Origin of the sequence: Bradyrhizobium sp. BR 10261 (assembly GCF_019455395.1) — a bacterium.
GTDB classification, from domain to species: Bacteria; Pseudomonadota; Alphaproteobacteria; order Rhizobiales; family Xanthobacteraceae; genus Bradyrhizobium; species Bradyrhizobium manausense.
Genome location: NZ_JACOFQ010000001.1, coordinates 220,064 through 231,813, shown reverse-complemented (window position 1 = coordinate 231,813; position 11,750 = coordinate 220,064). Strand labels below are relative to the sequence as shown.

At 62.2% G+C, this 11,750-nt stretch carries 10 protein-coding genes and 1 pseudogene; 3 read left to right on the top strand and 8 right to left on the bottom strand.

Features of this window, described 5'->3' with window-relative positions:
- Positions 1-32 precede the first annotated feature (32 nt).
- Complete coding sequence (locus tag HYH07_RS01110) at positions 33-1,796, bottom strand: ABC transporter ATP-binding protein (RefSeq protein WP_220000706.1); 1,764 nt, start codon at positions 1,794-1,796, stop codon at positions 33-35.
- 271 nt (positions 1,797-2,067) lie between these two features.
- Here HYH07_RS01110 and HYH07_RS01105 point away from each other — a divergent pair, with 271 nt between their 5' ends.
- Positions 2,068-3,138, top strand: coding sequence for a glycosyltransferase family 4 protein (locus HYH07_RS01105; protein ID WP_220000705.1), 1,071 nt, complete (start codon positions 2,068-2,070; stop codon positions 3,136-3,138).
- Positions 3,139-3,295: 157 nt separating this feature from the next.
- On the opposite strand, the gene HYH07_RS36695 is transcribed toward HYH07_RS01105, so the two are convergent.
- The 4 genes and pseudogenes from HYH07_RS36695 to HYH07_RS01090 form a co-directional block, all read right to left on the bottom strand.
- Positions 3,296-4,579 (bottom strand): TRAP transporter large permease subunit, encoded by a 1,284-nt coding sequence (locus HYH07_RS36695; protein ID WP_312016621.1) that lies wholly within the window; start codon positions 4,577-4,579, stop codon positions 3,296-3,298.
- A gap of 243 nt (positions 4,580-4,822) precedes the next feature.
- Positions 4,823-5,146, bottom strand: a pseudogene (locus HYH07_RS36690) (TRAP transporter small permease); the annotation flags it as partial.
- A gap of 278 nt (positions 5,147-5,424) precedes the next feature.
- The gene (locus HYH07_RS01095; protein ID WP_220000703.1) at positions 5,425-6,426 is read right to left on the bottom strand and encodes a DctP family TRAP transporter solute-binding subunit; all 1,002 of its coding nucleotides are present in this window, start codon (positions 6,424-6,426) and stop codon (positions 5,425-5,427) included.
- Positions 6,427-6,654: 228 nt separating this feature from the next.
- A complete protein-coding gene (locus tag HYH07_RS01090) occupies positions 6,655-7,425 on the bottom strand; it encodes a methyltransferase domain-containing protein (protein WP_220000702.1) in 771 nt (256 codons plus the stop codon).
- 144 nt (positions 7,426-7,569) lie between these two features.
- Between HYH07_RS01090 and HYH07_RS01085 the strand changes: the two genes are divergently transcribed.
- Positions 7,570-8,313 carry an SDR family NAD(P)-dependent oxidoreductase gene (locus HYH07_RS01085; protein WP_220000701.1) on the top strand — a complete coding sequence of 248 codons (744 nt, stop codon included), beginning with the start codon at positions 7,570-7,572 and terminating at the stop codon, positions 8,311-8,313.
- A gap of 531 nt (positions 8,314-8,844) precedes the next feature.
- Here the strand turns inward: HYH07_RS01085 and HYH07_RS01080 are convergent.
- From HYH07_RS01080 to HYH07_RS36210, 3 genes are all read right to left on the bottom strand, one after another.
- Positions 8,845-9,156 carry a hypothetical protein gene (locus HYH07_RS01080; protein ID WP_228749142.1) on the bottom strand — a complete coding sequence of 104 codons (312 nt, stop codon included), beginning with the start codon at positions 9,154-9,156 and terminating at the stop codon, positions 8,845-8,847.
- Positions 9,157-9,581: 425 nt separating this feature from the next.
- On the bottom strand, positions 9,582-9,812 hold the full coding sequence (locus HYH07_RS01075) for a hypothetical protein (protein ID WP_220000700.1): 231 nt from the start codon (positions 9,810-9,812) through the stop codon (positions 9,582-9,584).
- A 34-nt stretch (positions 9,813-9,846) separates the two neighbouring features.
- The gene (locus HYH07_RS36210) at positions 9,847-10,335 is read right to left on the bottom strand and encodes a hypothetical protein (protein ID WP_228749141.1); all 489 of its coding nucleotides are present in this window, start codon (positions 10,333-10,335) and stop codon (positions 9,847-9,849) included.
- Positions 10,336-10,670: 335 nt separating this feature from the next.
- On the opposite strand from HYH07_RS36210, the gene HYH07_RS01065 reads away from it, so the two are divergent.
- Positions 10,671-11,597 carry an alpha/beta fold hydrolase gene (locus tag HYH07_RS01065; RefSeq protein ID WP_249781096.1) on the top strand — a complete coding sequence of 309 codons (927 nt, stop codon included), beginning with the start codon at positions 10,671-10,673 and terminating at the stop codon, positions 11,595-11,597.
- The last annotated feature ends 153 nt before the right edge of the window (positions 11,598-11,750 follow it).

The window sequence follows — 11,750 nt, the reverse complement described above, 5'->3', positions numbered from 1 at the left end:
GAACGCGACCAACGCAAACGCAACTGTTGGGTTTACGCGGCGAACTTCGCGAGCCGGCTCATTTCCTGCGTCACCAGCTCGCGGTACGGACCATGCCCCTGCATCAGCCGGTCGGGCGCTCCGTCCTCGATGATCTTGCCGTTCCTGAGCACGACGACGCGGTCGAAATTGCGCAGCGTCGCGAGGCGATGCGCAATCGCGATCACGGTGCGGCCGCGCATCAGGCGCGACAGCGCCTCGCGGATCGCCTCCTCGGATTCGCTGTCGAGCGCGGCGGTGGCCTCATCCAGCAGCAGGATCGGCGCGTCCTTCACGAAGGCGCGCGCGATCGCGATGCGCTGGCGCTGGCCGCCGGACATTTTGACGCCGCGGTCGCCGACCATGGTGTCGAGACCGTCGGGCAGGCTGTCGATGAAATCGCAGCGCGCTGCGATCGCGGCGCGCAGCACCTCGTCGTCAGTCGCGTTCGGCCGGCCGTAGCGGATGTTCTCGCGGATCGAGCGATGAAACAGCGAGATGTCCTGCGGTACCACCGAGATCGCCTCGCGCAGGCTCTGCTGCGTGACCTTGGAGATGTCCTGGCCATCGATGGTGATGCTGCCCTCGTCGACGTCGTAGAAGCGTTGCAGCAGCGTGAACAGGGTGGACTTGCCGCCGCCGGACTGCCCGACCAGGCCGACGCGCTGACCGGGCTGCAGCCGCAGGCTGAAGCGCTCGAAGATCTTCTCAGCCCCCGGATAGCCGAAGGTGACATTGTTGAACGCGATCGCGGCACCGCTCTTGACCAGGGGCTCGGCCTCGGGGTGATCGCGCAGCTCGTGCGGCACCAACAGCGTCGCGATCGCCTCGGTCAGGCGCGCGACGTGCTGGGTGACATCGACCAGCGCGACGGCAAGATCGCGGGTCGCGCTCAGGATGGAGATACCGAGGGTACAGACCAGCACGACGTCGCCGGTGGTCGCCTCGCCCTGCTGCCAGAGCGTAACCGCCCAGGCCATCAGGGTGATCGTCAGGATCACGGTCACGGCGGCATGCAGCAGCCGCAGCTTCTCCAGATAGCGCAGGCTGCGTCCGCGCGCATTGACTTCCCGGCTCACCGTGGCGTCGAACCGCTCATGCTCGTGGCCGATGCCGCAGAAGGCGCGGACCAGCGGCATATTGCTGATAACGTCGATCATCTCGCCGTCGACGGCGGCGGCCTTGTCGGCGAAGTCGTCATGCAACGGCTTGCCGGCCGCGGCCAGGCGGAACATCGCCAGCACCATGCCGCCGGCGATCACGGTCAGGCCCGCCGCCATATAGGGACTTACGGTTCCGATCAGCCCGATTGCCGCAATTGTGGCAATGCACGGCGGCAACACATTCCAGACGAACATGTTCTCGACCGTGAACACCGCATTGGACGTGGCGGTGATACGGCTCGTCAGCATGCCCGGCATGCGGTCCAGGAAGTAACTCGGCGCATGCCCGGTCAGATGACGAAAGATGTCACGGCGCAAATCGCCGGTGACACGGACGAAGGTAAAGCTCGCCGTCCAGCTGGCGATCCGCCACAGGAAATTGTCGGCGGCGATCAGTGACATGAGCAGAATGAATGCCAGCCATACGCTACCGCCATGTGAAGTTCCTGCCGACAAGGCGTCGACGAGAGATTTGACGCCGTACTGCGTGCCCACCGAGCAGGCAACGGCTGCCACCACAGCGGTCAGGATCACAAGATGCGACGCCAGTCGTCGCCGCAGATAGCGCAAGACAAAGGCAAATGGCCTGCGCGCGTATCCAGAAAGATGATCCATGAGACCCCGTCGTGATGATTTCAATTGTTCTGGCTGGTCGATTGAACAACGACCAGTTCGCCTCGGTTCCCGGGCAACGTCATCACGACATGCGGATGCGGACGATCTGCGAAGAGGAGATGGCAGCATCGAGACATTTCGCGATGTGTCGAATAAGTAACGTTTGTTGAGAGGAACTTCGCAACTGCGGGAACGTTCCCTTGTTGGCATGCCGGTGCCGATACACGGCGGGGGTTCCAACGTTCCACATGATCGCAGAGGAGATGGTGAGATGCGCATCGCGCAGGTAGCTCCGTTGACGGAGGCTGTTCCACCCAAGCTGTATGGCGGCACCGAGCGGGTGGTGCATTGGTTGACGGAAGAGTTGGTGGCCCTTGGACACGACGTCACCCTGTTCGCCAGCGGCGATTCGCAGACGTCGGCGAAGCTCGACGCATTATGGCCGCGGGCGCTTCGCCTCGACGGTTCCGTGCGGGATCCCAACGCACTGCACATGGTGCTGCTGGAGCGCGTGCGGCAGAAATGTGACGACGAGGAGTTCGACTTCCTCCATTTCCATCTCGACTATTATCCGTGGTCGCTGTTCCACCGGCAGCCGACGCCGTTCCTCACCACGCTGCATGGCCGGCTCGACCTGCCGGAGCATCAGCCGGTGTTCAATACTTTCTCCAAGATGCCGGTCATCTCGATCTCGAACGCGCAGCGGCGGCCGGTGCCGCAGGCGAACTGGGTCACCACCATCCACCACGGCCTGCCCGAGACCCTGCTGGTGCCGAAGCCGGCGAAACAGGAATATCTCGCCGTGCTCGGCCGCATCGCGCCGGAGAAGGGCGTCGACCGCGCCATCAAGATCGCGATGCATTGCGGCATCCCGCTGAAGATCGCAGCCAAGGTCGATCGCGCCGACCAGGATTATTATGACGAGCTGATCAAGCCGATGATTGCAGGCAATCCGCTGGTGGATTTCATCGGCGAGATCAGCGATCACGAGAAATCGGACTTTTTGAGCGGCGCGCTCGGCCTGTTGCTGCCGATCGACTGGCCGGAGCCGTTTGGCCTGGTGATGATCGAAGCCATGGCCTGCGGCACACCGGTGATTGCCTTCAACCGCGGCTCGGTGCCTGAAATCATCGATGAGGGCCTCACCGGCTTCGTCGTCGAGGACGTCCTCAGCGCCGCAGGTGTCGTGAATCGCCTCGCCCAGCTTGATCGCGCCGCCATCCGCAAGCAGTTCGAGAAACGCTTTACCGCGCGGCGGATGGCGCTCGACTATCTCGCCGCCTACCGCAGCCTGACCGAAGAACAGGCGCCACGCATCAAGCTGGTGAGCAGCGCGGAGTAAAGGGCGCCCTCACCTCAAGGCACACTGCCTTGCCGTCTCTGGAATACTGGATCGCCCGGTCCCAGTGCGCAATTGCGCACTGGCCGGGCGATCACAGCGAGTCTGTGGCGATGCCGGAGGGCGCGGCACCACCGCCCCTACTCCACCACGACGGCGGCTAGTGCATCCCCAGCACCCGCGGCAACCACAGCGTCAAATCGGGCCAATAGGTCACGATGACGAGGAAGCCGAGCATGGTGAGCAGCCACGGCATCACCGCGACAGCGAGGTCGGTGATGCGCATTCGGGCTATCATCGAGGCCACGTACAGGTTCAGGCCGACAGGCGGATGGCAGAGGCCGACCTCCATGTTGACGTCCATGACGATGCCGAAATGCACGAGATCGATGCCGAGCTTCTTGGCGGCCGGCGCCAGGATCGGCGCCATGATCAGGATGATCGAGTTCGGCTCCATGAAGTTGCCGGCGAGCAGCAGCAGCACGTTGACGACGAGCAGGAAGCCGACCCAGCCGAGGTTCTGCGCCGCGATCCAGTCGGCGAGCGTGGCCGGCAAATTCTCGTTGGAGAGCACGAAGGAGAACAGCACCGCATTGGTGACGATATAGAGCAGCATCGCGCTGGTATTGGCGGCGCGCAGCAGCACGCGCGGCACGTCCGATATCCTGATCGCCTTGTAGACGAACACGGCGATGATAAAGGAATAGACCGCGGCCATTGCGGCGGCCTCGGTGGCGGTGAACAGGCCGCTATAGATGCCGCCGATGATGATGACGACCAGCATCAAGCCCCAAATGCTCTCGCGGAAGGTGCGAACCGTCTCGCCCCAGCTCGCCTTGGCCAAGCGCGGATAGTCGCGACTGCGCGCCAGCCACCAGGTGACTATGCAGAGCATGGTGGTCAGGAAGATGCCGGGCAGCAGGCCGGCAACGAACAGCGCGCCGATCGAGGTGTTGGTCGAAACGGCGTAAACAATCTTCGGGATCGAGGGCAGCATCAGGATGCCGAGCGACCCGGCCACCGTGATAATGCCGGCGCCGAAGCGCATGGGATAGCCGTGGCGGACCATCTCCGGCAGCACGATGGCGCCGATCGCGGCGACGGTCGCGACGCTGGAGCCGCAGACCAGCGCGAACATCGCGCAGGCGACGATGCCGGCAAGGCCGAGACCGCCGTGCCAGTGCCCGATCAGCGAGGTCGCGAAGTTGATCATGCGGCGCGCGACGCCGCCATGGGTGAGGAAATTGCCGGCGAGGATGAAGAACGGGATCGCCATGATCTCGAAGCCTTCGATGCCGGTGAAGAGCTTCATCGAGACGGCTTCGATCGGCACCGCGGTCAACGTGAACAGGAACGTCATCACGGTGAGGCCGAGCGCGATCGAGACCGGAATGCCCGTCAGCATCAGCGCGATCAGCAGCGCGAACACGGTCGCGGCGCGCATCCAGTGCGGCAGCACGATGAAGCCGGTCTTTTCGCCAAGGCACAGCGCGAAGATCAGGATCGGCGCCATGATCAGGATGACGCCAAGCGGCGAAACCTTTCGCGCAGCAGCTTTCGTTGCCGCACCGGCAGGCTGCGGATGCAGCGCCGGCGAGACGTCGGCTTCCACGCCCTCGACATGGGTCTCGTCATGATGCGGCAACTCGCCGGTCCAGTAATAGAACCAGGAGACCTGCAGGAAGCGGAAGCACATCAGGCCGGAGCCGAGCGGGATCGCCAGATAAACGAACCACATCGGCGCTTCCAGGTCGTTGGACTGCTGCCCGGTGTGGAACATCTCGCCGACAAAGGAGGCGCCGAAGGCGGCGATCATGCCGGTGAACAGCGCCCCGCACAGCAGCGAGAACAGGATGACGTGCTTGCGCGAATGCTCCGGCAGCCGGTTGACGAGCAGGTCGACGCCGACATGGATGCCGGTGCGCACGCCATAGGCCGCGCCGAACTTCGCCATCCAGATGAACATGTAGATGCAGAGTTCCTGCGCCCAGGACAGATCGAGCTCGGACATGAAGGTGAACACCGCCATCGACGCCGATGCGAGCCACGTCATTCCATGCGCCGCCGCCCAGCGCGACAGGTTGATCGATTCGCCCGCACCGTAACGGTGCACGACGGCGATGAAGATCAGTCCGGTTGCAGCCGCAATGAGCGTCGCGATCAACCATTCTTCGAGATGATTGAGCAGCTGGTTGAGCACGCGCAGCAAATCAAAGCCCCCCTGTCGATACGAAACGGTCGGGAGCGCACTCACTCCCGACCGTTGGTATAGTCTTGCCGGAAACCGCGTCAGTTCATCTTGACGTCGAGTTCCTTGGCGACGAGATCGAGCACTTCCTGCCCGACCCGGCCCTTGGCCCATTTATAGGTCGGTTGCATCGCCTCCTGCCATGCCTTGCGGTCGGCATCGCTGAGATAATGCAGCGTGGTCTTGCCGCTCTTCTTGATCTCGGCCAGCGCGTCCTCGTTCTCCTGGTGCGCGATCTGGTTGGTGTAGTCGGTCGCATCCGCCATCGCCTTCTCGAGCTGGGTGCGGATGTCGGGCGGCAGGCCGGACCAGAATTTCGAATTGACGATCACTGCGTATTGCAGATGCGCGTGATAGGACACGGTGATGTCCTTCTGCACTTCATAGAACTTCTGCGTCAGATAGTTCGACGCGGTGTTCTCGCAGCCGTCGACCACGCCGGTCTGAAGCGCCTGGTACACTTCGGAGAACGCCATGATCTGCGGGATCGAACCCATCAGGCGGAAATACTGGTCGGCGATCTTGGATCCGGAGATGCGGAATTTGAGGCCCTTGAAATCCTCCGGCTTCATCAGCGGGCGATTCGACGACACCATGTGGAAGCCGTTGTCCCAGAAAGCGAGGCCGGTAATGCCTTTGGCCTCAAGCTTCTGGAACAGCCATTTGCCGACCGCGCCCTTCATCGCGTTCGAATAGGTCTCTTCGTCCTTGAATAGCCAGGGCAGATCCAGCGCCTCGAATTCCTTGATGCCCAGCGGCGCGAATTTCGCGGTCGAGGGTGCCAGCATCTGCACCGAGCCGAGCTGGAGCGCCTCGATCTCCTCCTTGTCCTTGTAGAGCGAGGAGTTCGGGTAGACTTCGATCCTGACCTTGCCGTCGGTATACTTCTCGGCAAGTTCCTTGAACTTCAGCGCGCCCTTGCCCTTCGGCGTATCATTGGCGACGACGTGGCTGAACTTGATGATGATCGGGCTCTGAGCTTCGGCGACCACAGGGGCCAAAGCGAGCGCGGCCGCGGCGACCGCAAAGAGCAGTTTGCGCATGAAGGACCTCCCCAACAACCCTAGAAGACCGGGTTCTTTTTTGTTTTGCAGATCGGTTTTGCCGGTCAGTAGTGGCAGCAATCGGCAAGCCGAACAACTAGACCTAAGCCCAATTTGCCGCAGCGAAACCATGCCGCAGTGAGGCTATCTTGCCTGCGGTCGCAGGCGCAACCCGGCGCGCGCTCCACGGACGGGAGCGAGCGCTTATGTCGCATCGCCGAAATGCTGTTAACCCTTGCGCTGGGCGACGATGAACAGCCGCCGGAACGGGAAGAGCGTCTGCCCCGCCGCATTCTTGGGATAGGCTTTCGCGACCCGCATCCCATAGGCGGCCTCGAACGCGGCCTTCTCGTTGCCCTCGAGCACGTCGAGATACCGCGTCAGCCAGGTGCCCTTGGTCCATTCCTTCACGGGATTTTCGCCCTCAAGGACCTGGAGATATTCGGTCTCCCAGATGTCGATGTTCTGCGACAGCGGCGCGAGCACATCATGATAGAAGGCCGGCCCCTCGACCGGCGGCGGCGTCACGAGATGCTCGACCTTGGACCGCCAGGGCCCGTCCATCGCGGTCTCGCCGATCAGGACATGCGACGGCGCCAGGAAATTGCGCGGCATCTGCACCGCAAGCATGCCGCCGGGCGCGACCTTCTCCATGACGGAGGGGAAGAGTGCCGCATGATTGGGCAGCCAGTGCAGTGCGGCATTGGAATAGACCACGTCATATTGTTTCGCGGGCCGCCAATGGCCGAGGTCTTCATGTGACCATTCCACGTCGGGCGCGGCCTTGCGCCCCGCAGCGACCATCTCGGCCGACCCCTCGACGCCGGTCACCGCTGCGGATGGCCAGCGCTCCTTGATCAGCTTGGTGACATTGCCGGCGCCGGCGCCAAGGTCAGCAACCGTGCGCGGGCCGACATCGGGAATGCGCATCAACAGGTCGACCGCGGGCCGGAGCCGATGGCCGGAGAACTTCAGATATTGCTGCGGATCCCAGACCATGGCCCAAGCCTTTTCTTTTTGGTGTTCCCTTCGAGATCGCCCTTGGTTACCACTGCTCGTCCCGCCCAGGCAATTCGGTAAGCGGCGCGGGATCGGCAGGAAACGAAAGCAAAAAGCAAGACCCCATCAAGAGAGCGAGTCACCATGGACCTCGGGCTGAAATCGAAAACCGCTGTCGTCACCGGAGCCAGCATCGGCATCGGCCGCGCCATCGCCAAGGGTCTCGCCGCCGAAGGCGTGCGCGTCGTCGGCGTGGCGCGCCGCACCGACCTGCTCGCCGATCTGGCAAGGGAGGTCGGCTCCGGCCTGATCACGCCGTTCGAGCAGGACGTCATGGCCAAGGACGCGGCCGAAAGGATTTCAGCCTTCGCGCTGAAGGAGCTCGGCCATGTCGACATCCTCATCAACAATGCCGGCGGCAGCCGTCCCCTGCCGGTCGACGCGCCCGACAGCAAATGGGACGAGGCGATCGCGCTCAACTTCACCAGCTACCGCCGCATCGCGCATGCGCTGCTGCCGCAGATGATCGAACGCAAATGGGGCCGCATCGTCAACGTTACCGGCAAGTCCGAGCCGGAAGGCCTCAACGCCGCCTTCGCGGCGAAAGCCGCCGTTCATGCCTGGGCCAAGGGCCTGTCGCGCGAAATCGGCGAGCACGGCATCACCGTCAACTGCATCCCGCCCGGCCGCATCATGAGCGAGCAGATCCGGCGCAACTATCCGCCTGAGTATCGCGAGCGTTTTGCCGAGGAAGAGATCCCGGTCGGCTATTGGGGCGAGCCGGAAGACCTCGCCGCACTCGCGGTGTTCCTGTCCTCGCCGATGGCGCGCTACATCACCGGAACGGTGATCCCGGTGGATGGGGGATTGAGACGGTATCAGTTTTGACTTCTCTCCCTCTCCCCGCTTGCGGGGAGAGGCAAGGTCACCCCGCGCTCTCTCAATAACAGGGTGGATACGGATAATATCCGCAGGCCCTGCGGTAGCCGTACGCACCGTAAGCCCCGGCAGCTCCAACCGCCGCCGCGCCGTAATAGGCGCGCCGATGCACTCTGCGGTTCACGCCCGCGACGCTCATCGGCGTCAGCGGTCGGCCCACTCTCGCTTCAGCTTGGTCGAGTGATACGGATGGAAGTGTTGAGGACGAAGTGTGCAGAGACAATGGTGCGGCGGTTGCCAGGGCCACTGCCACAGCCAGCCCAAGACGCCTGACGTTGAAGATCATGTTGTTTCCTCCAGTGCGAACGCTGATCCCGCCCAACGTGACGCGAGCCACGGCTCGACCTTTGATCAGGATCAACACCAGGCACGGATGTGAGGCAGAGGTACTGACGTGCCTCTGATCGGGCAACGCCCCCGCGTGGAGCGAACGAGCCCGCCACTTGCTTTCGCAAGGCGACCTTGCAAGCAAGCCGCGTCCTACACGATCGCAAAGTTCGATGGGTGCAATTGGCTGATCGCGGTGTCGACGAAATCGATCGACCCAGCGTTGGGCGCACTGCCCAGGGCAAGCAGGGTCCCGCCATGGCCATCGCTCCTCAGCGAGCTCATGATATCGGCCACGGAGTGATAATTGCCTGCGCCGTTTGCAAGATCGATGACACCGAGCGAGTCATAACCAAAGCCGGCAATCGTATCGATCTGGTTGCCGGAATTGACAGTGACGGTCAGGCCCGTGCTGTGATCAATGATGTCGACATGAGCCGGGCCATTGATGATCCAATGGCGCATTGGCATCCAGCACGACCCTCCAGATCTTCGCGACGATGTAGTCATGTTGGGTCTTGGCTGCGAACTTGCGGATCGTCATGTCTTCGATCATGCGCCGGCGCAACGGGCTCATTGCCTCGCCGGTCACGGGATGCTGCTGTCTTGAGTGAGGTTGTTGCAACTCCTCAATCTCAAGACAGGACGCCCCGTCGTGCTATCGGCTTGACCGCGCTGCCTGCCGCACCCGCCTACCGCGCGAGCGGTTTAGTCCTTTGGGCCATCGCGACAAAATTCGGCCCACGCGTCGATGTCGGGGATGAGGGGTAAACCGGACCTGACATTGACCGGGGCAAACCGACGCGATTGACCCTGAGCCGACTGTTCGGGGAGCACGCCGCGCAACGCACGCCGAACGAGCCGGACTCCACGTGACCATTCGCGTTGATCTACGCGGCGCGTTCCTTGTCTGACTGTTCCTCTACGGCGGTCGCGGTTTCCTCCAACTCCTTTTTGTAAGTACCTGCGAACCTCTCAATACTATCGGCCCACATCCTCAGCATTGAGACCTGAAAGCGCAAGATTGGGTTCAAGGCATTCACGCCGATTGCTGTCGCTGCCGCTATGCGTTTTTGTGGTTCGCGCGCGAACCGGTCTGAGTTAGTGGATTTGTCTGCCATGCTACTCGCTCCTTCTAGTGTCACTTGCCTGAAGCTAAGTGGCGCACCGTGGACTGCGTGCTTCTAAACGTTCGGCCAAAATTTGATCTACCGCGAGTCTCGCAGATCGGTCGTCATGCAATTCGTCGAGTTTTTTCAAGTAAGCGACCGCCGCTATTTGCAAGAGATCGAAATCATCTTCGCCGGCATCACGAAGGCCGGTATCACGAAGATTGACGACGTAGCGATAGAGGGCAGAGCGCCGAGTATCGTTCTCGCTGATGTCGTTGTGAAGCAGCAGGTAGTTCCGCCATGCGAACGCACAGGCGCCTTCTATGGTCTGAGAAGTCATGTGCACCTCCCAATCGGCAGAGAAAGACTGACGAACCGTTTCGTTCCGTGGATATCCCGGATGTAATATTGTTCCGTAGCTGCGCTGCAGGATGTTCTTGCAGACGGGCGGCGTCGATGCTGGCAGCGAGCAACTGTCGATAGCGTATTTCGTCAATGCGATTAGGTTCGAACCGCCATCGAGCGCACGCATTTCGAGCGGCGGGTGTGCCGAAATGATCGTGCGTGTGTTCCCCAGAAAAACGAGGCTGCGACGTGCGAGACTTCCGCTTCTGTGACAATCGCTGCAACCACCTGCAGATTGTACTTGGGGCCGCCGCTCAGTAGTCCAACCTGCATGGAAGCGTTGCGAAGCCTGGAGCTGGTCACGTTCGGGAACCATCCGAATGCGACCGGATTGGTTCGGCCATGACAGCCCCGCTTCGACCGACCAGTTCTGGAGCCGGACCAAAGCTCAACCAACGCAATTTCAGCTCGCCTCGTCAGACAACGCATTACATCGAATGCGGGCCGACCGACGGACCGTTGATGATCTTCGTCCACGGCTGGCCGAGCATCGGTCTGATGTGGCGCGCTCAGATGGATGCGTTCGCCGCCGACGGTTGGCATTGCGTCGCGCCTGATCTGCGCGGCTACGGCGAGTCTTCCACGCCTGCGGACAATGACGCCTACACCATCGAGAACGTCGTGGCAGACATGGCGGAACTGCATGACCACCTCGGCGGCAAGCCTGCGATCTGGATCGGTCACGACTGGGGCTGTGTTGTGGTTGGTGAACTCGCCGCGTATGAGCCCAAGCGCAGCCGCGGCGTCGTGCTGACCTCGCTCGCGTATCAACCCGACGGGCACGCCCTGCGCACGATCGTCCCACTGGTCGACCGAACGATTTACCCGGCCGACCAATATCCGGACGGCCAATGGGACTACTACCGTTACTACACGACGCACTTCGAGGCGGCCGTCGCCGACCTCGATGCAGACCTCGCAGCGTCACTGGCGTCGATCTTTCGGCCGGGCAACCCCGCTGCGACAGGCAAGCCTTCGCCGAACGCCACGGTTACGCGCAACGGAGGGCGCTTTGGCGCCGCACACCGCGCCCCGCCGACCGAACCTGACCCTGCTCTTTGGCCGCCGGGGGACTTCAACGTGCTGGTGCAGTCGTTCGGGGCTCACGGCTTCCGTCCATCCTGCGCGTGGTACCTGAACGACGATGCCAACATCGCCTACGCGCGCAAGGCACCCGATGGCGGCCGCCTGTCGCAACCGGTGTTGTTCGTTAACGGCGACTTCGATCAAATCTGCAGCATCACCGGAAATCACCAAGGTGACCCGATGCGCGCGGCCTGCCCGGACCTTACCGTAGTGAGTTTGCCCGCCGGGCATTGGCTGCCGCTGGAACGCAAGGCAGAACTCATAGAGGCTATCCGCAGCTGGCTTCAGTGTAAAAAGCTTTGATGGCGGCTGTCGTGCCGGTGTTTTGCCCGACGTGTCAACGTCGACGCGATTCAAGGTGTCGTCGCGTCCACATCTGAAAAAGCCCTTGTCCTCCAAGGGCCCTTCTACTGTGCATGGGGTTGTTTTCGAGTTTGTGCGATTGGCGGTGAAGCA